We start from the raw sequence: 25,884 nt of genomic DNA on the forward strand, positions 1-25,884 counted from the left end.
GCCCGGCACGCGGAAACGAAAAAGGGCTGCCCGAGGGCAGCCCTTTTGCATGAGCGGACGAACCGCCGCGTTACTTCGACGACAGCGACGCGAACATTTCGTCGCGCGCCTCGCGCGCTTCCTGCGGCGACAGCCCTTCGATCTTCACACGGCCCGTGCCGGCATGCACGAGACCGATCATCTTGGCGGCGGCGTACGACAGGTCGAGCACGCGGCCACGCTTGTACGGCCCGCGATCGTTGACCTTCACGACGACCCACTTGCCGCTCGACGGATTCGTCACCTTGATGTACGACGACAGCGGCAGCGTGCGGTGCGCCGCGGTCAGCGCGTTCATGTTGAAACGCTCGCCGTTCGCGGTGCGGCGGCCGTGGAAATCCCGGCCATACCACGATGCCCGGCCCGTCTGGCGGAAGTCGGACACGTCCTTGCCGTCGATCGGCTCGGCGTCCGCCAGCGACGACTTCTTCGCGTCCTTGCTGTCGGCAGGCGGCATCGATGCCAGCGCGGAATCGAAATTCAGTTGCTGCTTGTCGTCATCCGCTTTCGCGGCAGCGGCCGTCTTGCTGACCGCGTTCTTCTGGTTGGCGCTGCTGGTGGTCTGGCTGGGTGGCACCGCACAGCCCGTCAGCGCAAAAAATAATGCAATGGTCCCGAATCGAGTCGGAAATCGAAAGTTCATCGACGTGTCGCCTTCTGGTTCGGGCCGCACCGATACAACGCTGCTCAACAACGCAGGTATGCGGCCCGGACGGCAAATGCGTGCACGCCCCGCTCGGCTACGCGAGCAGGCGGCTAGCATGGGCGCGGCTTTCGTCTCTGCCGCAACCGTCCTGATTAGTTTTCACGTCTGGCGCAACCTGTCCCCGGCAGCCTGACCAGACCCCACATGCCGCCATCGAACATGGCTTCAAGTTCGCGCGCGCTGCGTACTGCCAACGCACAGGAACGGCGGCACAGGCCTCATCCGGCGGTGCGGCAGCAGGGCCGCAGAACGGGCGCGCAGCACCCGGCCGGACAAGACGTGAGCACCGAATGCTCGGTGCTGGATACACCGCCGGACTCCCCGGCGGTCGATGCTTGACGGTGATCCGACACCCCTTTTTTTAACGGGGCCGAAACACCAGCGAATTGCGTGAAATTCACGCGCAATGGGCGGCATTATACATAAACCAAAACCCCGGCTCGAAAAGCGCCCCCTCCGGACCATTGATTCTCACTATGGCTGTAACAATCGGAATGCTCCGGGATTGCCCTGAGCAGCGCGTCCGACGCCGCGCCGCAGAGGCGGCAGGCAGCGCGCGCGACCGGTACAATCGCTCCTTTTAGCCGCCGGTGCCTCCATGAAAGTCACGCTCATTCCGGTCACGCCGTTCCAGCAGAACTGCTCGCTGCTCGTCTGCGAAAAGACCGGCCGCGCCGCCGTCGTCGATCCGGGCGGCGACATCGAACGGATCGAACAGGAGATCGCGCGGCAGAACGTGCAGGTCGAGAAAGTGCTGCTCACGCACGGCCACGTCGATCACTGCGCGGGCGCGAAGGCGCTCGCGACGCACTACGGCGTGCCGATCGTGGGACCGCAGGAAGACGAGCGCTTCTGGATCGAGCAACTGCCGATGCAGAGCCAGCGCTTCGGCTTCCCGGCCGCCGAGGCGTTCGAGCCGGACCAGTGGCTGAGCGACGGCGACACCGTGCAGTTCGGCGACGAGACGCTCGAGGTCTATCACTGCCCGGGCCACACGCCCGGCCATGTCGTGTTCTTCAGCCGCGCGCATCGCGTCGCCATCGTCGGCGACGTGCTGTTCGCCGGCTCGATCGGCCGCACCGATTTCCCGCGCGGCAACCACGCGGACCTCGTGCGTTCGATCAAGGAGAAGCTGTGGCCGCTCGGCGACGACGTGACGTTCGTGCCGGGCCACGGCCCGGTCTCGACCTTCGGCGACGAGCGCCGCACGAATCCGTTCGTGTCCGACAAGGTGTTCGGATGAACCAGACTGCCATCCCCGAAATCTACGTCAGCACCGACGTCGAGGCCGACGGCCCGATTCCCGGCCCGCACTCGATGCTGAGCTTCGCGTCGGCCGCCTATACCGAGGACAAGCAGCTGATCGCGACGTTCTCTGCGAACCTCGAGACGCTGCCCGGCGCGCAGGCCCATCCGGTGCAGGAAGCGTGGTGGAAGACGGAACCGGAAGCGTGGGCCGCGTGCCGGCGCGACCTGCAGGCGCCCGAGGCCGCGCTCGTCGCGTACGTCGAGTGGGTCGAGGCGCTGCCCGGCAAGCCGGTGTTCGTCGCGATGCCGGCCGGCTTCGATTTCACGTTCATGTTCTGGTACATGATGCGCTTCGCGGGACGCTGCCCGTTCTCGTGGTCGGCGCTCGACATCAAGACGCTCGCGTTCGCGATGACGGGCCTGCCGTACCGCAAGGCGATCAAGCCGCGCTTTCCGAAGCACTGGTTCGACGATCATCCGCACACGCACGTCGCGCTCGACGACGCGATCGAGCAAGGCGCGCTGTTCTGCAACATGCTCGCCGACCTGCGCCGCCAGCAGGCCGCGCTCGCGGGCCTCGCGGTGGGCGACACCGATCGGTCGGAACAGGCGGGGGCGGGACAAAATCCCACGGATCCGCGTGCAAATTAGCGAATCTCGCTCAGCGACGCGCCGCCAGATTGCCTTTCCTTTCCCGGCCCTCTAACATTCAGCGTGTTGTAGCTGCCGCATGGAGGCGCAGGTGACGCTCGATTCCTTTTCGCAAAAAATCCTTCGCCTGTTGCAGCTCGACGCGCGCCGTTCCGTGCAGGAAATCTCCGACCAGGTCGGCCTGTCGAGCACGCCGTGCTGGCGCCGCATCAAGGACATGGAACAGTCCGGCGTGATCCAGCGCTACACCGCGCTGCTCGATCGCGAGAAGCTCGGCCTGCACGTGTGCGCGCTCGCGCACGTGCACCTGACCCGTCACAACGAAGGCGGCGTTGAGCAGTTCGAGCGCGAGATCGCGACCTGCCCGGAAGTCACCGAGTGCTACAGCACGACGGGCGAGGCCGATTACATCCTCAAGATCGTCGCCCCCGACATCAAGGCCTACGACGTCTTCCTGCACGAACGGATCTTCAAGATCCCGGCCGTGTCGCAGGTGCGCACGAGCGTCGTGCTGCGCGAAATCAAGTTCGACACGCAACTGCCGCTGTAACGCGCGGCCCGCGGTCGCCCGCGCCGCTCAGGCCTGCGCGGGCAGCCCGCGCGTGAAGCCGATCCGGCGCGCGCCGAACTGCCGCTTCAGCGCGTCGACGTCGAGCCGGCCGGCCAGCGCCGCATCGGTATCACCCGCGCCGGCGTCCAGCGTCACGTCGATCTCGAGCCCCGTACTCAAGTAGTGCAGATTGATCGCAGCCGGATGCAGCCCGCGTTGCGCGAGCGCGGCCTCGAGCCGCGCCGTGATCTCGGCACGCGGCGGCAGCGCGAGCGCCGGACGGCGCGCCGTGTCGTTCTCCGGGTCGACGTGGATCAGCGCGTCGAGCACGCGCGGGTCGCGCAGCACGCGCGCACGCGCGGTTTCCGCGATGTAATGGCCTTCGGAGACGGAAATCATCGGATCGACGAGGATGTGCGCGTCGACGAGCGCCGCATCGCCCATCTTGCGCGTGCGCAGGTCGTGCACGTCGCGCACGCCCGGCGTCGCCTCGAGCAGCGCGCGGATCTCGGCCGTGTCGGCGGTGTCGAGTGCGCGATCCGACAGGTCCTGAAGCGCGTCGTAGCCGAACGTCCAGCCCATGCGCGCGACCATGAAACCGACGATCGCCGCGGCGATCGGGTCGAGCAGCCGCACGCCGGCGAGACTGCCGACGATGCCGATCGCGACGACGAGCGATGAAGCGGCGTCCGAGCGCGCATGCCACGCGTTCGCGACGAGCATCGCCGAACGCACGCGCCGTGCCTCGCGCAGCATGTAGCGGAACAGCGCCTCTTTCGACACGAGCACGGTCAGCGCGACGATCAACGCGGAAAAATGGACGGCCGGGATGTTTTCGAGATTGACGAGACGATCGCCGGCACGCCAGAGCATGCCGATACCGACGGCGATCAGGATCGCGCCGAGAAACAGCGACGCGACGGTCTCATAACGGCTGTGTCCGTAATTGTGATCGGCATCCGGCGATGCACCACTATGGCGATTCGCAACCAGCACGACAAAATCCGAGATCAAATCGGAAATCGAATGGATGCCATCGGCAATCAATGCCTGCGAATGCGCAACCACGCCCACGACGATCTGAAACGTCGCAAGCACCACATTCAGCACAATACTGACGAGGGTGCTCTTGCGCGCGACCGCGTGCTTATCTGCGCTTTGCGCGTCGTCGGAAAACGTGGACATGAAATACGAGATATCGGTTGGGATACGGAATTCTATCAAACGACGCGCTTGCGGCATTCCGTTAACACGAAATTTTCCATTCAAATCAACCGCTTATGCGAACGGGTTGCATTTTCATTCACACCCGTTTCTGACATTTTCATGACAACGCACATACATTCCGATATCAGAATGCAAAAAGCCGCGCTCCTGGCGGATGCGCGGCTCTTTTTGAGACGTCGACTTAAACGATCGTTTAAATCGCAAACTGTTCGCGGTTCTTGCCGGCGATCCAGCGCGGCGGCTTGCCGCGGCCCGACCACGTCGCGCCCGTTTCCGGATCGCGGTATTTGGCTGCCACGCCTGCGCGCGGACGACCGACCTTGCCTGCCTTCGCGCGGCTGAGGCCGAGTTCGGCGAGCGAAAAGCCGTAGTCGGCAATTTTCTGCTTCACGTCATTCAGCACTTCGGCGTATTCGCGCGACTTCGCTTCTTCGATTTGCTTCTCCAGCTTCTCCCGCTGGGCCAGCAGGTCCTTGTAAGAAGACATAGTTTTCCTTTCTATATGACCAATGGCGCCGGTCTGCAGCCGGCTCACCATTCATGGAATATTTGTGCCTCGGATTTTCGAAGGCAGAGATTAGCACAAAAAGGATTTGATAGAAGCGAGATTCATGAAAATCCCGAGGCCAATTGAAATTCACGCATGTCATTTTGACCGGCTGCGGCCTTTTCTCAAATTTTCACGCACTTGCATAGAGATTAGGACATTACTGATCGGGTAATAGGCCTATCAACATACGCAATTACCCTGCATGAGAAAAAATCAAAGCTTTCATCCGACGACAAGTTCAGGAAAATCGTACGGCGCGTGGCGCTATTCAGACACATTTGTATCCGCGGCGTCACGTCACATCCCGTGCGCAGGCAATCAACCGTTCGCGCAACGCACCAGCGTCGCCCGGCACCGAATCGAAGGGCGTGCGCACGCGGCGGCCGTCGCAACGCCAGTCGGCGCCGTGGCGATCGACGCCGAGCAGGTCGAGCCCGTCGCGGCGCGCATCGCTCGAGTCGTACGCATCCCACAACGCCCGCTCGTCGTCGAACCCGAGCGGCGGCAGCGCATCGAGACCGGTGCCGTCCACCCAGCCCATCCGGCCGAATCCGCCGATATAGCGCAGCCGCTCGATGTCGAGCGCCCAGAACGTGAAGTCGCCGAGCGCGAGGTAGCGTCCGGCATCGGGCTCGTAGCGCGTGTAGCGCGCGGCGGCATGCGGATCGTCGCCGAGCGGCACGAAGCGACCGAGCAGCGTTGCGCGCTCGGCGTTCAGCACGTCGCCGTCCGGCGCGTCGACGACGAGGAATCCCGCGCGCGGATCTGCGGTGAGGTTGCGCGTGTGTTCGGCAAGGCCGCTCACGAGAATCACCGGGCGATGATGTGCGTCGGGCGCGAACGGCACGACCGTCGGATAAGGAAAGCCTTGCGGTTCGCGCGCGTGGGTCGCGAGCGTGCCGAGCGCGCAGCGGTGCAGCAGGTGCAGGGCAAGGGCGGGATCGATGTTCACGGTGACTCCTGCGGTCGAAAAGCCTGGGCGGCAACGGTGGCGATGACGCGCCGCACTGGAACGCTTCGGGCACGCCGCCTGCGCACCGATGTTACCCGCGGCGGCGTCCCGCCGGGCATCCGCCGAATGGCCGACGCGGCACGCGCAAGCGGCGCGCGCCGAAGCGTGATCGGCCGAACGGCCAGCGCGCCGGCAAGACCGTAAGCGGTTCGATAGAATCGGACCCATCCGACGGGCGCGACGCGCCCGCGCATCGTCCATTCAAGAGCGCTCCGTGTCCGAAACCTCCTCCCGATCCTCGTCCGACTTCGCCGCGCCGCCCGACGCGCATCGCCTGCTGGCCTTGCCGGTCCGCCAGCGTGCACGCACGGCCACGATGGCACTGTTCTTCATCGCCGGCATGATGTACGCGTCGTGGGGCGTGCACGTGCCGACCGTGCGCGACAAGTTCGCGTTGAGCCCGGGGCTGCTGTCGATCGCGCTGTTCGCGGTCGCGGGCGGCTCGATCGCCGCGATGCTGACGATCGCGCGCTGGATCGCGCGCGTCGGCTCGCGCACCGCGTGCCTCGCGGGCGGGCTCGTGATGTCCGCATGCGCGGCGCTGATCCTCGTTGTGCCTGATTACTGGATGCTGCTCGTCGTGCTCGCGCTGTTCGGCTTCTCGATGGCGACGCTCGACGTCGCGATGAACGCGGAGGCGAGCGCGGTCGAGATCGCGCTCGGCAAGCCGATCATGTCGTCGCTGCACGGGATGTTCAGCATCGGCGGGATGTCGGGGGCGGCGGCCGGCGGCGCGCTGCTGTCGGCCGGCATGGCACCGGCCGTGCATCTCGCGCTCGCGGCGGCCGTCGGCGCGGCGGTGCTGCTCGTCGCGAGCCCGGCCGTGCTGCCGCACGTGCCGCATCACGAGCACGCGCACGGCGGCGGCAACCGTTGGCGTTCACCCGCGCTGTGGATGCTGGGCGGCATCGCGCTGATCGCGCTGATCGCCGAAGGTGCGATGTACGACTGGGCGACCGTCTACATGCGCGACGTCGTCGCGGCGAGCCCCGCGCTCGCAAGCGCGGCCTATGCAGCATTCTCCGGCGGGATGGCGGTCGCGCGATTCGCGGGCGACGCGGTGCGCGCGCGTTTCGGCGCGCCGCAGCTCGTGTTCGCGAGCGCATCGCTCGCGTGCGCCGGGATGATCGGCGCTTTGCTGCTGCCGAACCCGATCGCCGTGCTGACGGGCTTCACGCTGATGGGCATCGGCCTCGCGAACATGATGCCCGTGCTGTTCGCCGCCGCCGCGCGCGTGAAGGGCATCCATGCGGCCGAAGGGCTCGCGCACGTGGCCGGGCTCGCGTATTTCGGACTGCTGTTCGGTCCGGTCGTGATCGGCGCGGTCGCGCAGGCCGTGAATCTGACCGTCGGCCTGTCGGTCGTCGCGCTGTGCGCGGCGCTCGTCGCGGCCGTCGCGCCGAAGGTGCTCGCGCATCTGAAGATCTGACCGCGCGGCGGGCCCGCCACCCGCTGCAGATTCGCCAAAAAGAAAGCGCGCCTGCGTTGCCGCAGGCGCGCCTTTACCCCTTCTGTCGGCCGCTTTTCAGCTTACATCTTGACTTCGTCGAGCAGCGACTTCTTGCCGTTCTTGTAGTTGTACAGCGAGATCACGCCGTGCTGCAGGTCGCCCTTCGAGTCGAAGGTCGTCGTGCCGATCACGCCCGAGTAGTTCGTCGCCGGCATCGCCGCGAGAATCTTCGCCGGATCCGTCGAGTTCGAACGCTTCATCGCATCGACGATGATGTACACGGCGTCGTACGTGAACGGTGCGTAGATCTGGATCGGCTGGCCGAAGCGCTTCTCGTACTTCGCCTTGAACGCCGCGCCGCCCGCCATCTTCTCGAGCGAAGCACCGGCTTCCGAGCACACGACGTTGTCGGTCGCGTCGCCGGCCAGGTCGGCCAGCTTTTCCGTGCACACGCCGTCGCCCGCGAAGATCTTCGCGCGCAGGCCGAGCTGCTTCGCCTGTTTCGCGAACGGGCCGCCGGTGGCGTCCATGCCGCCGTACATGATCGCGTCCGGATTCTCGCCCTTGATCTTGGTCAGAATCGCGCGGAAGTCGACCGCCTTGTCGTTCGTCGCGTCGTGCGACATCACCTTCAGGCCGAGCGCCTTCGCCTTCTTCTCGAACTCGTTCGCGAGGCCCTGGCCGTATGCGGTCGAATCGTCGACCACCGCGACGCTCTTGATGCCCTTCGAGTGCGCGTAGTTCGCGAGTGCCGGGCCCTGCTGCGCATCGGTCGCCACCACGCGATACGTGGTCTTGAAGCCTTGCTGCGTGTAAGCCGGGTTGGTCGCCGACGGCGAGATCTGCACGATGCCCGCATCGCTGTAGATCTTCGAAGCCGGGATCGACGTGCCCGAGTTCAGGTGGCCGACCACCGCGACGACCTTGTCGTCGACGAGTTTCTGCGCAACCTGCGTGGCCTGCCGCGGGTCGGCCGCGTCATCCTGCGGGTCGAGTTGCAGCGTGATCTTCTGGCCGCCGACCGTGAGACCCTTGGCGTTGATCTCCTCGACTGCGAGACGCGCGCCGTTTTCGTTGTCCTTGCCCAGGTGTGCAATACCGCCCGTCAAGGGCGCGACGTGGCCGATCTTGACGACTTGATCGGCGGCCGCGTTGCTTGCAGCTGCAGCGCACAGCATCGCCGCTGCGGTGATCGGCAACAGCTTTTGCATCTTGATATTCATGTAAGTCTCCAGTTTCGGTCCCAATAAACGCCATCGCCCGGTGCCCCGCTGCCATCCCTGTGTTTGCATTCACTGGACGATTCGCCGGTTGCATCGTTCATGCACTTGGCCTCAAGCACGTAGGGAAACAGTCGCTTGTAGCGGCCGCCCGCCCGTACTTGCGCGCAAGTGTAGGTGATCAAATTAATTTGTGGGACTTTTTTGGGGTAGTGGTAACACTACCGATATGGGCGCTTTGGAATGAATGCTCGAATATCGCCGCGAGCCCCACCGGATAAGGGTTTCCGCTAATCTCGGACGGCCGGATGAAAGGTTGATTCAAAGCATTCCCGCGTCATTTCGATTCGGTATTTTGTGCGCGGGATCATTGAATGAAACGCGCGTGACAACACGCGCTTTTCTCGCTTCGATACGAGCCGGTCAGCCGGCCGTCGCGCGCCATTCGGCGTCGAGCGCGTCGACGAGTTGCGACGTCGTGAGCGCGGCGGCGCGCCGTCGCGCGAGCGGCGCGCCCTGCCCGGCCCACAGCGACAGGTAGTCGCCGTTGTCCGCGCGCGCGGCGGCCTGGCGCAGCGGCTGGGTCAGCGCGTTCTGCACCGGATACGGCGCGGCGTCGGCCACGCGTTCGCCGAGCCGCGTCATCAGCGTATTGCGCAATCCGCGCGCATGGCGGCCCGTGATCGCGCGCGTGACCTGCGTCGACGTATCGGCGCTCGCGAGCAGTCGCGCTTTCCAGTCCGCCGCGATCGCGCTTTCCGCACACGTCAGGAACGCGGTGCCGAGCTGCGCGCCCTGCGCGCCGAGCGCGAGCGCGGCGGCGATCCCGCGGCCGTCCATGATGCCGCCCGCGGCGAGCACGGGCAGGCCGGTCGCATCGACGAGCTGCGGCACCAGCGCGAGCGTGCCGATCAGCGCATCGTCGGCCGAGCCGATGAAGGTCCCGCGATGGCCGCCCGCTTCGGCGCCCTGCGCGGACAGCGCGTCGGCGCCGGCCGCCTGCCACGCGCGCCCTTCGGCGACGTGCGTCGCGGTGCCGATCACGTAGGTGCCGGCGGCCTTCAGGCGCGCGACGTCGGCCGCGTCGAGCACGCCGAACGTGAAGCTCGCGACCGGCACGCGCAGTGCGACGAGCGCGTCGAATTGCGCGCGGAAGTCGGGCGCGTAGCGCGCGGGCGCGGTGCCCGGCGGCAGCCCGAGCGTCGCGTTCAACGGATCGATCGCGGCGAGCGCGCGTGCGACGGTCGCCGCGTCGGGCGCGGCCTCGGGCAACACGAACAGGTTCACGGCGAACGGACGCGCGGTCGCCGCGCGAATCGCGGCGACTTCGGTCGCGAGCCGATCCGGCTCGAACGCGCCGGCGCCGAGACTGCCGAGCGCGCCGGCATTGGATGCGGCCGCGACCATCGCGGCCGTGGTCGCGCCGACCATCGGCGCCTGCACGAGCGGCAGGCGCAGGCCGAAGCGTTCGGAAAACGGAGTGGAAAATGCACGGGCTGGCATGGCGAATCCTTCGATGACGATGTGCGAAAGCGCTTTGTAAAGGCCGACACGTCGACTCTATCGAAGCGGCGCAGCGCCGAAAAATGAATAATCGAGATCGAAACGATCGCTGCGCGAGAAGCAGGTCCGAGACGCGGATTCGACACGCGCGCACACCCGGCAGGCGCGCCGCTTGCGCGCTGCAGCGCCACGGGATTGGTGGCACACTAGGCCGCCCTTTTTTCCATCCGCGGTGCGCATGTCGCGCGCCCGTTCGCCAGGAGTTCCAACGTGACTGCCCAATGGATCGACATCCCGACCGGTAACGACAGCTTCGGCGGCTATCTCGCGCTGCCCAAGCGCGGCGAGGGCCCCGCCGTCATCATCATCCAGGAGATCTTCGGCGTGAACTCGCACATCCGCGCGGTCGCCGACCAGTACGCGGCCGACGGCTTCGTCGCGCTCGCGCCGGACGTGTTCTGGCGCACGCAGCCGCGCGTCGAGCTGACCTACGAAGGCGCCGATCGCGACAAGGGCATCGAGCTGATGAAGAAGACCGACGTCGGTCTCGCGATCGCGGACATCGGCGCGGCCGCCGACGCGTTGCGCGCGCGCCCCGAAGCCGCCGGCAAGGTCGCCGCGATCGGCTACTGCTTCGGCGGCCAGCTCGCGTATCGCGCGGCCGCGGCCGGCAAGGTCGATGCGGCGGTCGCCTATTACGGCGGCGGCATCCAGAATGCGCTCGACCTCGCCGGCAAGATCACGCAGCCGATCCTGTTCCACTACGCGGAGAACGACCACGGAATCCCGCTCGACGCCGTCGAGCAGGTGAAGGCCGCGTTCGCGGGCCGCCACAACGCGTCGTTCCACCTGTATCCGGGCGCCGAACACGGCTTCAACTGCACCGATCGCGCGTCGTACAACCAGCGCGCGTCGGCGCTCGCGCACGGCCGCACGCTCACGTTCCTCGCCGAGCACGCGTAACGGCGGCCGGCAGCGGGCCCGGCGCGTCGGGCCCGCGTTATCCTCCTTTCATCGCCACGGGTCACAACGGGGGTGACTGCGATGCACTCGGACTATCTCGCGCATGATGCGCTCGGCCTCGCCGCACTCGTGCGCGAGCGCAAGGCGAGCCCGCGCGAACTGCTGGACGCCGCGATCGGCCAGGCCGAAGCGGTGAACGGCGCGATCAACGCGATCGTGCTGCAGGACTACGACGATGCGCGCAAGCGGGCGGAATCGGCCGTCGATACCGGCACCGATGCGCCGTTCGCGGGCGTCCCGTATCTCGTCAAGGATCTCGGCGCGGCGGTCGCCGGGCTGCCGTTGTCGATGGGCAGCCGCCACTATCGCTACTTCGTCCCCGCCGACGATTCGCCGGTGATCGCGCGCAGCCGCGCGGCGGGGCTCAACGTGTTCGGCAAGACCAACACGTCGGAAATCGGCCAGATGCCATACACCGAACCCGAACTGTTCGGCGCGTGCCGCAATCCGTGGAACCTCGATCACACGCCCGGCGGTTCGAGCGGCGGCGCGGCCGCGGCCGTCGCGGCCGGCATCGTGCCGCTCGCGCATGCGTCGGACGGCGGCGGCTCGATCCGGATTCCGGCTTCGTGCTGCGGGCTGTTCGGGCTGAAGCCGAGCCGCAATCCGGTGCTGGTCGACTTACCGTCGAACGGCGAGCTCGTGGTTCAGCATGCGGTGTCGCGCAGCGTGCGCGACAGCGCGCTGCTGCTCGACGTGACGACCGGCCAGACGCTGCCGCCTGGCGCGCCCGGCACCTTTCTGGGCGAGCTCGACACGCCGCCCGGTCCGCTGCGGATCGGCCTCGTCGTCGACCCGATGCTCGCGCCGGCGCTTTCCGACGACACGCGCGCGGCGCTCGACGACGCGGCCGCGCTCGTCGAATCGCTCGGCCATCACGTCGAGCCGGCGACGCTGAACATCGACTACGCACGCGCGGCCGAAACCTTTCTCACGCTGTGGGCGACGATCGCCGAAGAGATGGTGCTGGGTGCACGCGCGCTGACCGGGCGCACGCCGAAGCGCGCGGAGTTCGAACCGGCGACGTGGGCGATGGCCGTCGTCGGCAGGCGCATCGCCCGCGCGCGCCTGCCGGACGTGCTCGAATGGCAGCGCCAGCTCACCGTGCAGGTCTCGGGCCTCGTGTCGCGCTACGACGCGATCCTGTGCGCGACACTCGCGGGGCCGCCGGTCAAGATCGGCGAGCTGCAGCCGACGCCGCTCGAAGCCGCGCAGATGAAGCTGCTCGGCGCGCTGCCGGTGAAACCGCTGCTGCGGGAAATGCTCGCGAAGGCGTCGGAGAAGGCGTTCGCGTGGGCCGGCTGCACCGAGCTGTTCAACCTGACGGGCCAGCCGGCGATGTCGGTGCCGCTCTACTGGAACGCGCGCGGCCTGCCGATCGGCGTGCAGTTCGTCGCGCGTCACACCGACGAGGCGTTGCTGCTGAGGCTCGCGCGCCAGCTCGAACAGGCGCGGCCGTGGTTCGATCGGCGTCCGCCGCTGATGCAGGCGCAGCGCTGACACCAGCGCCGTCGGCCGCCGGTGAAAAAAAGCCCCGCCGGTTTTGCCGGCAGGGCTTTTGCGCATGCAACCGCGCGATGACGCTTACATCGCGAGCCGTTCGCAGATCGTCCGCGTCGCGGTCGCCGCGTTCAGCGTATAGAAGTGCAGACCCGGCACGCCCGCGTCGATCAGACGCTGGCACAGGCTCGTGACGACGTCCGCGCCGAACGCGCGGATCGCGTCGCGATCGTCGCCGAAGCTCTCGAGCCGGCGCGCGACCCAGCGCGGCACTTCCGCGCCGCACATTTCCGAGAAGCGCATCAGCTGCGAGAAGTTCGTGATCGGCATGATGCCCGGCACGATCGGCACGTCCACACCCAGCTTGCGCGCATCGTCGACGAAGCGGAAATACGCGTCGGCGTTGAAGAAGTACTGCGTGATCGCGGAATTCGCGCCGGCTTTCACCTTGCGCGCGAAGTTTTCCAGATCGGCCTTCGGCGAGCGCGATTGCGGGTGGTATTCCGGATAGCCGGCGACTTCGATGTGGAACCAGTCGCCATGCTCGGCGCGGATGAAGCTGACGAGCTCGGACGCATAGCGCAGCTCGCCGACCTCGCCCATCCCCGACGGCAGATCGCCGCGCAGCGCGACGATATGCCGGATGCCGTGCGAGCGGTACTGGTCGAGGATCGCGCGCAGGTTGTCGCGCGACGAGCCGATGCACGACAGGTGCGGCGCGGCCTCGAGGCCGTCCTTCTGCATGTCGAGCACGGTATCGAGCGTGCCCTGCTGCGTCGAGCCGCCGGCGCCGAACGTCACGGAGACGAATTTCGGCTTCAGCGGCAGCAGCTGCGCACGCGTCGCGCGCAGCTTTTCGACGCCGTCCGCCGTCTTCGGCGGGAAGAATTCAAACGAGAGTTCGATCGATTTCATGATTCGCAAGAATGGGCGCGGCCGTCAGCCGATGTCGCGCTGCCCGAAGATCAGCGCGGACAGCAGCCACGACACGATGCTGTACAGGATCGAACCGAAGAACGCCGACCAGAAACCCGACACCTCGAAACCCTTCAGCAGCGACGACGCGAACCAGAAGCACAGCGCGTTCACGACGAGGATGAACACCCCGAGCGTGACGATCGTGACCGGCAGCGTCAGCAGGATCAGCACCGGCCTGATCACCGTGTTGATCAGGCCGAGCACGACCGCGATGATCAGCGCGGTGCCGAAGCTCTTGATGTGGATCGACGGCACGAGGTACGTGATGATCAGCAGCGCGAGGGCGTTGATGACCCAGGTGAGGATGACGCTCATGGAGGGCTCCGGTTCGGTTGTCGATCTGGTCGGTCAGTGGCCGCCGCCGGCCGCCGCACGTGCCCGCGCGGCGGCGGACACGGCGCGGCGGCCGGCGGTCCGGCACCGTGCCGCGCGCCGCGCATGAACGCGGCGCGGCGGCGGCGGTGCATCAGTAGCGGTAGTGGTTCGGCTTGAACGGGCCGTCCTTCTGCACGCCGATGTACGAAGCCTGCTCGTCCGACAGCACGGACAGGTTCGCGCCGATGCGCGCGAGGTGCAGGCGCGCGACCTTTTCATCGAGATGCTTCGGCAGCACGTACACCTTGTTCTCGTACTGTTCGCCGCGCGTGAAGAGTTCGATCTGCGCGAGCGTCTGGTTCGCGAACGAGTTCGACATCACGAACGACGGGTGGCCGGTCGCGCAGCCGAGGTTCACGAGGCGGCCTTCGGCCAGCAGGATCACCCGCTTGCCGTCCGGGAAGATGATGTGGTCGACCTGCGGCTTGATGTTTTCCCACTGATACTGGCGGGTCGACGCGACGTCGATTTCCGAGTCGAAGTGGCCGATGTTGCAGACGATCGCGTTGTGGCGCATCGCCTTCATGTGATCGTGGTTGATCACGTGGTAGTTGCCGGTCGCCGTCACGAAGATGTCGGCCTTGTCGGCCGCGTATTCCATCGTCACGACGCGGTAGCCTTCCATCGCCGCCTGCAGCGCGCAGATCGGATCGATTTCGGTGACCCACACGGTCGCGCCCAGGCCGCGCAGCGATTGCGCGCAGCCCTTGCCCACGTCGCCGTAGCCCGCGACGACCGCGACCTTGCCCGCGATCATCACGTCGGTCGCGCGCTTGATGCCGTCGACGAGCGACTCGCGGCAGCCGTACAGGTTGTCGAACTTCGACTTCGTGACCGAATCGTTCACGTTGAACGCCGGGAACGGCAGGCGGCCGTCCTTTTCCATCTGGTACAGGCGATGCACGCCGGTCGTGGTTTCTTCGGTCACGCCCTTGATGTGTGCGAGGCGCGTCGAGTACCAGGTCGGATCGGCGTCGAGGTGCTTCGCGATCGACTTGAAGAGCGCGACTTCTTCCTCGTTGGTCGGCTTCGCGATCACCGAACGGTCCTTCTCGGCCTTCGAGCCGAGGATCAGCAGCAGCGTTGCGTCGCCGCCGTCGTCCAGGATCATGTTCGCGAATTCGCCGTTCGGCCATTCGAAGATGCGGTGCGAGAATTCCCAGTATTCGTCGAGCGACTCGCCCTTGAACGCGAACACCGGCGTGCCGGCTTCGACGATCGCGGCAGCGGCGTGGTCCTGCGTCGAGAAGATGTTGCACGACGCCCAGCGGACATCGGCGCCGAGCGCCTTCAGCGTCTCGATCAGCACGCCGGTCTGGATCGTCATGTGCAGCGAACCTGCGATGCGCGCGCCCTTCAGCGGCTGCTGCGCCTTGTATTCGTCGCGGATCTGCACGAGGCCCGGCATTTCGGTCTCGGCGATGTTCAGCTCCTTGCGGCCCCAGCCGGCAAGCGCCATGTCGGCGACGATGTAATCCTTGGAAGCTTGCGAATCGATAATGGCGTTCATCACGCCCTCCTTTCTAAAAAAGTTCTAGAAATTGGTGACGTGAGCGCCGTTCAGGAAGCGGGGCCGGCGCGAATGTTGCCGCACGGCTGCTTGGTGAAGCTTTCCGAGCCTGGCGGACGCAGGATGGTCCGTCGCAACGCTCCTCGGGAAGCGGGAGGGATTGTAGCAAATCGGCGCGGGAAATGCGCGTCGCGCGCCACGCACCGCGCGCGGCGTCGGCGCGCGCGGGCGCTATGAAAGGGTCAGTTCTCGGCGCCGACCCATGCCTGTTCGCGCAACCGCGCGCGCAGCCGCGCGACGGCCTGGCTGTGCAGCTGGCACACGCGCGACTCGCTGACCTCGAGCACCGCGCCGATCTCGCGCAGGTTCAGCCCGCGCTCGTAGTACAGCGACATCAGCAGTTTCTCGCGCTCGGGCAGCCGCTCGATCGCTTCGACGAGCGCCTCGCGCAGGTGTTCGTCGAGCAGCGACGACAACGGATCGGCATGATCGACGCGATAGCGGTCGAGGAACGGCTCGTCGTCGGCCGCGCGATCGAAATCCTCGTAGTAGATGAGCTGGCTGCCGTGCAGGTCCTGCAGCATCCCCTGGTATTCGTCGAGCGGCATCTTCAGGTGCTGTGCGATCTCGGTCTCGCTCGCCGAGCGGCCGAGATGCTGCTCGACCTGGTGCACCGCGTGCTCGACCTCGCGCGACGTCTTGCGCAGGCTGCGCGGCAGCCAGTCGTTGCTGCGCAGTTCGTCGAGCATCGCGCCACGGATGCGCTGGGTCGCGTAGGTCTCGAACTGCGCGCCCTGGTCTTCCTTGTAGCGGCCGGCCGCGTCCATCAGGCCGATCATGCCGGCCTGGATCAGGTCGTCGAGATCGACGCTCGCCGGCATCTTCGCGACGAGCTGCAGCCCCAGGCGCCGCACGAGCGGCGCGTATTGCGCGAGCACGTCGGCCTGGGTCATCTTTCCTTGAGCGTTGTACATCATGGCTCTCTCCTTCCGGTGGCGCTCACGCGGCGTGTGCCGCACCCGCCTCGTACGACGGCTTGCCGCCCGCATGCACGGCGCGGCCGGCGCCCGATCGCGGGCGCATCGGCCAGTACAGCAGGTCGGCGGCGATCTGCCGGTAATCGCGCGCGGCAACCGACGACGGGAACGCGTCGACCGCGGTATGCATCAGGTCGCGCGCATGCTCGACGAGCGGATCGGCGCTCACGCAGCCGGCGTCGGCGATCGACACCGTCAGGTAGCGGCTCGCGACGCCCGCGAGGTTGTCGAATGCGGTCCTGGCGTCGGCATGGCTGCCGACGTGATTGGTCAGCACGCGGAACTGCGCGACCGCGTGCGCGAAATGCAGGCGCTTCATGCACGCATACGCCTCGGTGATCGCCTGCGCGGCGACCCGCGTGACGATCAGCACGTCGTGCGCCTCGCGCGCGAGCGGGGAGAACGTGCCGTCCGCACCGAGTTGCGCGTCGACCAGCACGATGTCGGCCTGGCCGTCGACGAAGTCGCTCAGTTGCGAATCGCTGTAGCCGTCCCGCGCGGCAGCGCACAGGCCGAACCCGGCGGCGACGCGCGTGCGTTCGCCGTCGCGCAGCCACGCGCCCGCGAGCGTCGCCGTGGCCGAATGCACGTCGGCGCGCTCGTCGACGACGAGCACGTCCTTGCCGAGCGCGGTCAGCGCGGCCGCGACGTTCACGACGGTCGTCGTGCAGCCGACGCCCGCCGGCCCGCCCGTCACCGCGACGATGCGCGACGCGCGCCCGGCCAGCAGGCGCCGCAGCCCTTCGGCCTGATCGATGATCCGTTTATCCAAATCGCACCTCGTGCAGCTCGGCGGTGGAACGTGCGGTCAGTGCGGAAAGCAGCGTCGGCATGTCCTCGTCTTGCGGCACGAAGGGCGAGCCGTCGCGCGGCACACAGAACGCGCTCTTCAGCAGGAACCGGGTCGATGCGACGTACAGGTTTTCCGGCACTTTCTGGCCGGTCGACACGTAATGGACCGGCAGCTTGTAGCGGATCACCGTGTCGAGCACGCCGCCGAGGTGGGTCGCCTCGTCGAGCTTGGTCAGGATGCAGCCGGCGAGATCGGGATACTCGGCCGCGCTGCGGTAGGCCTGGACGACCTCGTTGAGCGTGTCGCCGTGGCTCGTCGCGTTGAGCAGCAGCAGGCGCTGCACCGGCGCGTTCGCGCCGTGCAGCATCGCGATCTGGTCGGACAGCGCGCGGTCGCGCTGGCTCATGCCGATCGTGTCGATCAGCACGATGTGCTTGTTGCGCAGCTCGGACAGCGCGAGCTCGAGATCGCCCGCATCCTTCACCGCGTGCACGGGCACGCCGAGGATCTTGCCGAAGATGCGCAGCTGCTCGTGGCCGCCGATCCGGTAGCTGTCGGTGGTCAGGAGCGCGACCTTGCTCGCGCCGAAGCGCATCACGCAGCGCGCGGCGAGCTTCGCCGTGGTGGTCGTCTTGCCGACGCCGGTCGGCCCCATCAGCGCGAACACGCCGCCGCGCTCCATCAGCGCGTCTTCGTTCTCGAGCACCGGCAGGTTCGCCGCGAGCACCGACTGCGCCCATTCGGCGGCCTGCTCGAAGGTTTGCGCGTCATCGCCGGACGGCAGGTTGTCGACCAGCATGCGCACCAGTTGCGCGGAGAAGCCGGCCGAGAACAGGTGCCTGGTCAGCGCGCCGTGCACCGGGCTGCGGCGCTGGCGGTCGTGCCACATCAGGCTGTCGAACTGTTCTTCCATCATCCCGCGCATCGCGCCGAGCTCGTGCATCACCGTGTCGTTGACGATGCTCTCGATGCGCGTCTTCACCGCGTCAGCCACCGCGGCCGCCGCTTCCGCGGACAGGCGCGTGCGTTCGGCCGGCTTCGCGGCGCTCGCTTCGCTCTGGCGGGTCATCGGCGCGGCGGCCGACGGCATCCGGCGTTCGGCGTCGCGCACGATGTCGCGCGCCCAGCCGGCCGGCGTCGCAGACGCGGCGTCCTGCTGCGCGCGCGCCGGTGCCTGCGGCGCGGCCGGTGCGGCCTGTGCGCGGGCGATCAGCGCTTCGCGCTGCTGGGTCAGACGCTTCGCGTGCTCGACGAGCCACGGCGCGGGTTCGGACGCTGCCGCCGGCGTGCCGGCAGCGGGCGCAGGCGCGACCGGCGCGTTCGATGCCGCGTCCATGCCGGCGTCGAAGGCGGCCGCTTCGGCTGCCGGCTTCGTCGCTTCGGCGCTTGCGCCGAACACCGACGAGAACACGTCCGGCAGGCCGCCTTCGCCCGCCGCATACGGATTGACGGCCGGGCGCGCGAGCGCGGCACCCGGGCGCGACACGATGCCCGGGACGGCCGCGGCCGGCACGGATTCCGGCGCGCGCGGCGCGACGGTGCGTGCCCGGACGGCAGCCGGCGGCGTGACCGCGGCGAGATCCGAATCGGCGAGTGCGACGATTTCGACGCTGCCGTCATCGAGCGTGCGGTTCGACAGCACGACGGCGTCGGCGCCGAGTGCCTCGCGCACGAGGCGAAGCGCGTCGCGGCTGGTCGCGCCGGTGAATTTGCGAATGTTCAAGCGGAACCCCCGATGACGTTAACGACTTTGATCGTGCGCGTGTCCGGCACTTCGGCATACGACAGCACTTTCAGTTGCGGCAGGCTGCGGCGCAGGAAACGCGCGAGCATCGCGCGCAGCGCGTGCTGCACCAGCAGCACCGGCGGCAGCCCGAGATTCTGTTGACGCAGCATCGCCTGTTGCGTGCCGGTCAGAAGGTTGTGCGCGAGGCCGGGCTCGAGGCCCGGGTTCGCGCCGGTGGCGAGCGCCTGCGACAGCACGCGCTCGAGATTCGAATCGAGGCCCATCACCTGCATCTCGCCCGAGCCCGGATACCACTGCTGCGTGATCGCACGGCCGAGCGACAGCCGCACCGCGGCGGTGATCTCGTACGCGTCGCCGCGGCCCGCGTGTTCGGACACGGCCTCGAGGATCGTGCGCATGTCGCGGATCGGCACGCCTTCCTCGAGCAGGTTCTGCAGCACTTTCTGCAGCGTCGTCAGCGAGATCGTCTTCGGCACGAGATCCTCGACGAGCGACGGCGCATCCTTGCCGGTGCGCTCGACCAGCGCCTGCACTTCCTGGCGGCCGAGCAGTTCGGCCGCGTGCTGGACGACCAGGTGGTTCAGGTGCGTCGCGACGACCGTGCTCGCATCGACGACCGTGTAGCCGTACACCTGCGCCTGCTCGCGCATCGCGACATCGATCCACACTGCGGGCAGCCCGAATGCCGGATCCTGCGTCACTGCACCCGGCAGCGCGGCCGTCACCTGGCCCGGGTTGATCGCGAGCCACTGGCCCGGGAACACTTCGCCCGCGCCGATCTCGACGCCCTTCAGCGCGATCCGGTATGCGTTCGGCCGCAGTTCGAGGTTGTCGCGGATGTGGATCACCGGCGGCAGGAAACCGATCTCCTGCGCGAATTTCTTGCGGATGCTCTTGATGCGCTTGAGCAGTTCGCCATCGCTGTTCTTGTCGACGAGCGGAATCAGCCGGTAGCCGACTTCGAGGCCGAGCGGATCGATCAGCTGCACGTCGTCCCAGGTCGCCTCGTGGCTGTCGCCCGGCAGCGCGGCGGGCGGTGCGATCTCGGTCACGTCGCCGGCCGCCACGCGGGCCGCCGCGCGGCGGACTTGCGTGCGGGCCAGCCAGATCGCGCCGCCGCCGAGCGCGAGGAACGCGAAGTGCGGCATGCCCGGGATCAGCCCCATCAGCACGATGATCGCGCCGGTGATGGTCAGCACGCGCGGGTTGGTGAACAGCTGGCCGGTGATCTGCGTGCCGATGTCCTCGTCGGTCGCGACCCGCGACACGATCACGCCGGCCGCCGTCGAGATCACGAGCGACGGGATCTGCGCGACGAGGCCGTCGCCGATCGTCAGCAGCGTGTAGTTGGTGCCGGCCGCCGCGAACGACATGTCGTGCTGCACCATCCCGACGATCAGCCCGCCGATCACGTTGATCGCCATGATGATCAGGCCCGCGATCGCGTCGCCGCGCACGAACTTCGACGCGCCGTCCATCGAGCCGTAGAACTCGGCTTCCTGCGACACGGCGAGGCGCCGCTTGCGTGCCTGCTCTTCGTTGATGAGGCCCGCGTTCAGGTCGGCGTCGATCGCCATCTGCTTGCCCGGCATCGCGTCGAGCGTGAAGCGCGCGGACACTTCGGCGATCCGCCCCGCGCCCTTCGTGATCACCATGAAGTTGATGATCATCAGGATCACGAAGACAACGATGCCGACCGCGAAGTTGCCGCCGACGAGGAAGTGGCCGAACGCCTCGATCACCTGGCCGGCCGCGTCGGGGCCGGTGTGGCCCTCGAGCAGCACGACGCGCGTCGACGCGACGTTCAGCGACAGACGCAACAGCGTCGAGAACAGCAGCACGCTCGGGAACGCCGCGAAGTCGAGCGGCTTCATCGTGTACATGCTGACGAGCAGCACCATCACCGACAACGCGATGTTGAACGTGAACAGCAGATCCAGCAGCATCGGCGGCAGCGGCAGGATCATCATCCCCAGGATCATGCAGATGAGGATCGGGCCCGCGAGTGCGCGCAGGTTGGTGCCGGCGAACGGATTCTGGCGTTTGGCGAACAGGCCGGTGGTCGGGGTGCTCATGCTGCGTTTCCTTGCTTGCCGAGCGTGTCTTCGGCTTCTTCACGCTCGTCGTCGGCCGATACCGACGACCCCTTGTCGAGTTCCGCCGGCACGTCGAGATCGACCGGCGCGGCCGGGAAGTCGCCGCCTTCCGAGCGGAAGCGCTTCAACTGGTAGACCCACGCGAGCACTTCGGCGACGGCCGAGTACAGCGAGCCGGGAATCTCGCGTTCGAGTTCGACGTTGTGATACAGCGCACGCGCGAGCGGCGGCGCTTCGAGCAGCGGCACGTTGTGCTCGGCCGCGAGCTCGCGGATGCGCGCGGCGACGAGGTTCACGCCCTTCGCGACGACCTTCGGCGCGCGCATCTCGCCGTCCGTGTACTGCAGCGCGACGGCGAAGTGCGTCGGGTTCGTGACGACCACGTCGGCCTTCGGCACGGCGGCCATCATCCGGCGCCGCGCGATCGCGCGCTGCTGCTGGCGGATGCGGCCCTTCACGTGCGGATCGCCTTCGTTCTCGCGATGCTCGCGCTTCACTTCTTCCTTCGTCATGCGCAACTTCTTGTTGTACTGCCAGATTTGGTAAGGCACATCGAGCGCGGCGACCACCAGCATCCCGGCGACCGTCGTGCCGCAGCACACGGCGACCAGGTGCATCGCATCGGCGAGCGCCGAGCCGAGCGGCTGGGTCGCGAGGCCGAGCAGCTCGTCCTTGCTGCGCCAGATCGCGATCCCGCCGATCCCGCCCACGACGAGCGTCTTCGCGAGCGACATCCCGAGCTGGATCGGCCCCTGGATCGAGAACATCCGGCCGAGGCCGGAGATCGGGTTCAGGCGGTCGAACTTGAGTTCGAAGGTCTTCTGCGAGATCAGCCAGCCGCCGAGCGCCATCGGCGCGAGCAGCGCGGCGAGGCCGGTGAGCGCGAGGATCGGCAGCAGCGCGGCGAGACCTTCGACGCTCGCGCTGCCGGCCGCCGACAGCATCCGGTGCGTGTCGAACGCGGTCGCGCGATCGAACGCGAACGCGCCGCGCAGCATCGTCTGGAGATGGGCGCCCGACGGACCCGCGAGCAGCCACGCACCGTAGAACCCGGCCGCGAGCAGCGCGAACGAAGCCAGTTCGCGCGAACGCGCGACCTGCCCCTCCTCGCGCGCCTTCTCGCGGCGTCTCGGAGTGGCGGCTTCGGTTCTGTCGAGATCGCTCTCGTCTGCCACGGTGCCTCCAGTCGGGTACGGCGAAATGCCGCTTTCCAGTGACACCGATTATTCATGCGCACGTCAAACGCCGATCGGTCGAGCAAAGCCGGGAAAGGGGGGTATTTCGGGGAATCGGGCGAGCCGGTGCGGCGGGACGTCGCGGGCAGGCGCGGCGCGCCGGGAGGCGGTGGAAACCGCGATCGCGGGCGGGCGCGGTGAGGCGTGTGAGGGGATGAAGCGGGGAAGCGGGAGATCGAGGCGGCCGCGGAACGATCGTCGGCCCGCCCCGACGCGACGGTGTCGCGCGTCGAGGCGGGCGGCGCTCAGATCACCGGGATCGGATCCGAGCCGAAACGGTTCGGGCCGTTGGTGCCGCGCGAGCACATCCACACGAGCAGCAGGATCCCGCCGACGATCGGAATGAACGCGATCAGCAGGAACCAGCCGGAGCGGCCCGTATCGTGCAGGCGACGGACGGTGACCGCGAGGCTCGGCAGCACCAGCGCGAGCGACACGACGGCCGCGACGATCATCAGCAGCAGCGAAAGTGCGCTCGCGTCGCGCCCCGCCATGGTGATCACCTGGCAGACGATCGACACGACGCTGGTCAGCAACGCGAAATACCAGTATTCGGCACGGCGCGCGCGGCCCTCGAATTTCGCATATTGATTGAGTGCGGAACGAACGGCTTCGGTGAAATTCATTTTATTGCCCTCATGTTTTATATCGGCGACCCCGGAAACAACGCGGGCATTATAAGTTTGAATTTCCGGGCATTGCATCTCTTTTCGCGTGCCGACCGGCTCGCACGCGGGCTCCGGCATAACAGGAGCGGCTTCAGCGGCGGAACGCTGCATCGCCTGCGGGCATGTCACGTCATTTTTATAATCGCGACGTCCCGACATAAACGACGGCCATATAATCCATGACTTGATTACACCAGCATGAAACGCGCCGCGATCGATAATCGAATCGATCGTTCGGCGCGCATTTACCGGCCGACCGGGAATATTGCCGGGCGTCACGCACGCACGTCGGGAACGGCGCGTCCCGGCCGGCGTTCGCGCTAGCCCGCCGCCGCCTGCTCCAGCACATGGAGATCGAGTTTCTTCATCTTCATCACCTGCGCCATCACACGCTCGGCGCGTGCCGGATCGCCCGCCATCAGTTCGGCCATCTGCACGGGCACCACTTGCCACGACACGCCGAAGCGGTCGCGCAGCCAGCCGCACTGCTGCGCGCGCTCGTCGCCGCCGTCGGACAGGGCCGTCCAGTAGCGGTCGATCTCCTGCTGGTCGCGGCAGTTGACGACGAACGACACGGCCGGCGTGAGCGGAAACGCCGGGCCGCCGTTCAGCGCGAGAAACGCCTGCCCGTCCAGTTCGAACGACACCGTCATCACCGCGCCCTCGGCCTGCCCGGACGCCTGCGCACCGGACTTGCCGTAGCGGGCGACGTTCAGGATGCGCGCGTCGTCGAACACCGACACGTAGAAGCGGGCGGCCGCCTCGGCGTCGCGGTCGAACCACAGAAACGGCGTGATGCGTTGAATACGCTGGCTCATGGCGTTGTCTCCTCGATGTCGTGCCGGCACCGGTGCCGGCCTTATATCGTAGGCGCTGTGCCGGCACGGCGCGGCCGCCCGATGCGTAGTGCGTCACCGCCGGCGAAGGCGAAAAAAAGGGGGCGATCGCTCGCCCCCTTTCCTGCCGCCGCCGTGCGTGCGCGATCAGAACGCGACGTAAGGCTGCGCGCCGCCGCTGCCGGTCCGGTCCATCCCGAAGTAGATCGTCTTGCCGTAGAAGTGCGGCATGCCGAGATCGAGCCAGCCAGCCGGACCGAACGGGCCGGCGATGTCGTTGAACGCGAACGTCGACGAATTCGCGAACAGCACATCGGCGTTCGCGACGGGCATCGACACGCCGCCCGACACACCGTTCTTGCCGGTCAGCGTCGCCGTATAGGTGGTCGTCGACGACGGGCAGTAGAACTGCGTGTTGGTCGAGCACCTCGTCTGCGACGAATCGTTGAAGAAGTACGCGTTCGAGCCCGTATCGAAGAACGCGGTCACGTTTCCGCCAAGGAAGGTCGCATCGACGTCGCCCGTCGTCGTCGACGTCAGCACCGTCGACGCCCCGAGCGCGTTGTTGCTCTGCGTATTGATCCCGAACGTCAGCAGGCCCGTCGCGCTGCCCTGCCCGCTGCTCGAGATGTTCGGCATCTGCACGATCACGCCGTTGTTGTCGGTCGCGAAGCGATGGACCGGGTTGGCGACCTGCTGCGCAACCGGCACCAGCGCCACCGCGCAGCTCGAATTGCCGTTCGGGCATGCGTAGTAGTTGTTGGACGTCGCCGACGTCGACGTCGCGCAGCTCGTGCCGCAATCGACCGGTGCCGGACCGATGCCGAGGATGCCGTTCGCGCCGAGGTCGCCGGCGGTGTTGGCCGACGTTCGGGCGCCGTTGTTCGAGCATGAACCCGGCACGTTGCTGGTGCCGAGATCGCCGATGATCTGCACCGGTAGCGAGCCCGCCTGCTCGGTGCCGATCGACAGGTCGACGGTGCGCACCGAGCCCCACGTGAAGCTCGACACGAACTTGCCGCACTCGGCCACGGGCGCGCCGCCGCTCGTCGTCTGCGGCAGGTTGTTCAACACGCCCGACGACAGCGCGCTGCTGACCAGCCGCAGCCCGTACGACGCCGTATCGACGAGGACGTTGTTGACCACCTGGCAGTTCGTCGTGCCCGGCACGCAGATCTTCACGTTGACGGTCGGGATGTTGATCACGTGCGCGACACCGGTGCCGACCGTGATCACCGCCGTGTTCGCGGTATTGCCGTCCGATACGTTGGAGCCGCCGTTGTTGCCGCTGCTCCCGCCGTTGTCATCGCCGCCGCCGCAGGCGGTCACGAGCATGGCCGTCGCGGCCGCGACGCTCAGCAGGCCGAGCCAGCGCTTGAAGGTACGAGGAATTCGCAAGATCGCTCTCCCGCTGTCACTGGATGTCGTTGCCGGTCAGCCCGGCAGGCAGCGCCGTCGGCAGCCATGCCTGGCCCGCGAAGGCGCCCATGTGGCCGCCGGTGCGGATCACGAGGCCGCTCGTATCGACGGACACGGGCGCGCGCCAGCCGCGCGCCGCATGCGCGACCTGGACGCCGGCGGTGTACTGCGGGAAATAGCTGCCGAGCAGCGACTCGAGGTCCGGCATGCTCGGCCCGCGCCAGGCGAGGCCGAACACGGTGCCGGCCGTGCTCGTGTATTCGTGGATGACGGTGCCCGATCCGAGCGTGATCTCGCGGACGGTGTAGGCGGCCGCGTTCGCCTGCGCGCCGTCGGCGGAGCGCATCGCGCGCTGCAGCGCGCGCACCGTGGCGGCGCGATCGTCCGCCGGCGGCGACATCGGCGCGCCGCCCAGTTCGGCCTGTGCGTGGACGGCCCACAGCACACCCATTGCGGCCGTCGCATGCGCGGCGGCCCAGCCCAAGCGTTTCAGCTTCACGTTCCCCCCCAA

At 67.4% G+C, this 25,884-nt stretch carries 24 protein-coding genes and 1 riboswitch; of the genes, 6 read left to right on the forward strand and 18 right to left on the reverse strand.

Annotation, left to right across the window (positions count from 1 at the left end; genetic code table 11):
- Nucleotides 1–70 precede the first annotated feature (70 nt).
- Nucleotides 71–682 (reverse strand): septal ring lytic transglycosylase RlpA family protein, encoded by a 612-nt coding sequence (locus HWX25_RS06185; protein ID WP_175907720.1) that lies wholly within the window; start codon nucleotides 680–682, stop codon nucleotides 71–73.
- A gap of 661 nt (nucleotides 683–1,343) precedes the next feature.
- On the opposite strand from HWX25_RS06185, the gene HWX25_RS06190 reads away from it, so the two are divergent.
- The 3 genes from HWX25_RS06190 (at nucleotide 1,344) to HWX25_RS06200 (ending at nucleotide 3,194) form a co-directional block, all read left to right on the forward strand.
- Nucleotides 1,344–1,988: an MBL fold metallo-hydrolase gene (locus HWX25_RS06190; protein WP_175907722.1), complete on the forward strand. Its 645-nt coding sequence runs from the start codon at nucleotides 1,344–1,346 to the stop codon at nucleotides 1,986–1,988.
- Complete coding sequence (locus HWX25_RS06195; RefSeq protein ID WP_059452651.1) at nucleotides 1,985–2,644, forward strand: hypothetical protein; 660 nt, start codon at nucleotides 1,985–1,987, stop codon at nucleotides 2,642–2,644. The genes HWX25_RS06190 and HWX25_RS06195 overlap by 4 nt, the downstream gene beginning before the upstream one ends.
- A gap of 79 nt (nucleotides 2,645–2,723) precedes the next feature.
- Nucleotides 2,724–3,194 carry an Lrp/AsnC family transcriptional regulator gene (locus tag HWX25_RS06200; protein WP_006477376.1) on the forward strand — a complete coding sequence of 157 codons (471 nt, stop codon included), beginning with the start codon at nucleotides 2,724–2,726 and terminating at the stop codon, nucleotides 3,192–3,194.
- A 27-nt stretch (nucleotides 3,195–3,221) separates the two neighbouring features.
- Here HWX25_RS06200 and HWX25_RS06205 read toward each other — a convergent pair whose 3' ends face one another.
- From HWX25_RS06205 to HWX25_RS06215, 3 genes are all read right to left on the reverse strand, one after another.
- Entirely contained in the window at nucleotides 3,222–4,379 is a 1,158-nt protein-coding gene (locus HWX25_RS06205) for a cation diffusion facilitator family transporter (protein WP_059533450.1), read from the reverse strand.
- A 235-nt stretch (nucleotides 4,380–4,614) separates the two neighbouring features.
- Nucleotides 4,615–4,908: an H-NS histone family protein gene (locus HWX25_RS06210; protein ID WP_006491875.1), complete on the reverse strand. Its 294-nt coding sequence runs from the start codon at nucleotides 4,906–4,908 to the stop codon at nucleotides 4,615–4,617.
- 355 nt (nucleotides 4,909–5,263) lie between these two features.
- Nucleotides 5,264–5,923, reverse strand: coding sequence for a pyridoxamine 5'-phosphate oxidase family protein (locus tag HWX25_RS06215; RefSeq protein ID WP_175907724.1), 660 nt, complete (start codon nucleotides 5,921–5,923; stop codon nucleotides 5,264–5,266).
- A gap of 274 nt (nucleotides 5,924–6,197) precedes the next feature.
- On the opposite strand from HWX25_RS06215, the gene HWX25_RS06220 reads away from it, so the two are divergent.
- Nucleotides 6,198–7,412 carry an MFS transporter gene (locus tag HWX25_RS06220; RefSeq protein WP_059816578.1) on the forward strand — a complete coding sequence of 405 codons (1,215 nt, stop codon included), beginning with the start codon at nucleotides 6,198–6,200 and terminating at the stop codon, nucleotides 7,410–7,412.
- 101 nt (nucleotides 7,413–7,513) lie between these two features.
- On the opposite strand, the gene HWX25_RS06225 is transcribed toward HWX25_RS06220, so the two are convergent.
- Nucleotides 7,514–8,656: a branched-chain amino acid ABC transporter substrate-binding protein gene (locus HWX25_RS06225; protein ID WP_059816575.1), complete on the reverse strand. Its 1,143-nt coding sequence runs from the start codon at nucleotides 8,654–8,656 to the stop codon at nucleotides 7,514–7,516.
- A 420-nt stretch (nucleotides 8,657–9,076) separates the two neighbouring features.
- A complete protein-coding gene (locus HWX25_RS06230) occupies nucleotides 9,077–10,156 on the reverse strand; it encodes a nitronate monooxygenase (RefSeq protein WP_175907726.1) in 1,080 nt (359 codons plus the stop codon).
- 270 nt (nucleotides 10,157–10,426) lie between these two features.
- Here HWX25_RS06230 and HWX25_RS06235 point away from each other — a divergent pair, with 270 nt between their 5' ends.
- Both HWX25_RS06235 and HWX25_RS06240 read left to right on the forward strand, forming a co-directional pair.
- Complete coding sequence (locus tag HWX25_RS06235) at nucleotides 10,427–11,119, forward strand: dienelactone hydrolase family protein (protein ID WP_175907729.1); 693 nt, start codon at nucleotides 10,427–10,429, stop codon at nucleotides 11,117–11,119.
- A gap of 81 nt (nucleotides 11,120–11,200) precedes the next feature.
- The gene (locus HWX25_RS06240; protein ID WP_175907731.1) at nucleotides 11,201–12,679 is read left to right on the forward strand and encodes an amidase family protein; all 1,479 of its coding nucleotides are present in this window, start codon (nucleotides 11,201–11,203) and stop codon (nucleotides 12,677–12,679) included.
- A gap of 84 nt (nucleotides 12,680–12,763) precedes the next feature.
- Here HWX25_RS06240 and metF read toward each other — a convergent pair whose 3' ends face one another.
- From metF to HWX25_RS06300, 12 genes are all read right to left on the reverse strand, one after another.
- On the reverse strand, nucleotides 12,764–13,594 hold the full coding sequence (metF, locus tag HWX25_RS06245) for a methylenetetrahydrofolate reductase [NAD(P)H] (protein ID WP_059699664.1): 831 nt from the start codon (nucleotides 13,592–13,594) through the stop codon (nucleotides 12,764–12,766).
- Nucleotides 13,595–13,618: 24 nt separating this feature from the next.
- Nucleotides 13,619–13,972, reverse strand: a complete 354-nt coding sequence (locus HWX25_RS06250; protein ID WP_006477367.1) for a phage holin family protein — start codon at nucleotides 13,970–13,972, stop codon at nucleotides 13,619–13,621.
- 151 nt (nucleotides 13,973–14,123) lie between these two features.
- Entirely contained in the window at nucleotides 14,124–15,542 is a 1,419-nt protein-coding gene (ahcY, locus tag HWX25_RS06255) for an adenosylhomocysteinase (RefSeq protein WP_059533465.1), read from the reverse strand.
- Nucleotides 15,543–15,576: 34 nt separating this feature from the next.
- Nucleotides 15,577–15,693: riboswitch (S-adenosyl-L-homocysteine riboswitch) on the reverse strand.
- A gap of 91 nt (nucleotides 15,694–15,784) precedes the next feature.
- Entirely contained in the window at nucleotides 15,785–16,519 is a 735-nt protein-coding gene (locus tag HWX25_RS06260; protein WP_059816559.1) for an RNA polymerase sigma factor FliA, read from the reverse strand.
- A 22-nt stretch (nucleotides 16,520–16,541) separates the two neighbouring features.
- Nucleotides 16,542–17,351, reverse strand: a complete 810-nt coding sequence (locus tag HWX25_RS06265; protein ID WP_059816556.1) for a flagellar biosynthesis protein FlhG — start codon at nucleotides 17,349–17,351, stop codon at nucleotides 16,542–16,544.
- Nucleotides 17,344–19,095, reverse strand: a complete 1,752-nt coding sequence (gene flhF, locus HWX25_RS06270) for a flagellar biosynthesis protein FlhF (protein WP_175907733.1) — start codon at nucleotides 19,093–19,095, stop codon at nucleotides 17,344–17,346. The genes HWX25_RS06265 and flhF overlap by 8 nt, the downstream gene beginning before the upstream one ends.
- Nucleotides 19,092–21,194, reverse strand: coding sequence for a flagellar biosynthesis protein FlhA (gene flhA, locus HWX25_RS06275; RefSeq protein WP_059816548.1), 2,103 nt, complete (start codon nucleotides 21,192–21,194; stop codon nucleotides 19,092–19,094). The genes flhF and flhA overlap by 4 nt, the downstream gene beginning before the upstream one ends.
- Nucleotides 21,191–22,390: a flagellar biosynthesis protein FlhB gene (gene flhB, locus HWX25_RS06280; protein WP_059816543.1), complete on the reverse strand. Its 1,200-nt coding sequence runs from the start codon at nucleotides 22,388–22,390 to the stop codon at nucleotides 21,191–21,193. The genes flhA and flhB overlap by 4 nt, the downstream gene beginning before the upstream one ends.
- 305 nt (nucleotides 22,391–22,695) lie before the next feature.
- Nucleotides 22,696–23,397, reverse strand: coding sequence for a DUF805 domain-containing protein (locus HWX25_RS33375; protein ID WP_244135234.1), 702 nt, complete (start codon nucleotides 23,395–23,397; stop codon nucleotides 22,696–22,698).
- A 41-nt stretch (nucleotides 23,398–23,438) separates the two neighbouring features.
- Complete coding sequence (locus HWX25_RS06290; protein WP_059816536.1) at nucleotides 23,439–23,936, reverse strand: VOC family protein; 498 nt, start codon at nucleotides 23,934–23,936, stop codon at nucleotides 23,439–23,441.
- A 165-nt stretch (nucleotides 23,937–24,101) separates the two neighbouring features.
- A complete protein-coding gene (locus HWX25_RS06295) occupies nucleotides 24,102–25,352 on the reverse strand; it encodes a DUF3443 domain-containing protein (protein ID WP_175907734.1) in 1,251 nt (416 codons plus the stop codon).
- 16 nt (nucleotides 25,353–25,368) lie between these two features.
- Nucleotides 25,369–25,872 (reverse strand): DUF2844 domain-containing protein, encoded by a 504-nt coding sequence (locus HWX25_RS06300; protein WP_059816527.1) that lies wholly within the window; start codon nucleotides 25,870–25,872, stop codon nucleotides 25,369–25,371.
- Between the last annotated feature and the right edge of the window lie 12 nt (nucleotides 25,873–25,884).

This window comes from Burkholderia sp. BCC1640 (assembly GCF_902833125.1).
Taxonomy (GTDB): Bacteria; Pseudomonadota; Gammaproteobacteria; order Burkholderiales; family Burkholderiaceae; genus Burkholderia; species Burkholderia diffusa.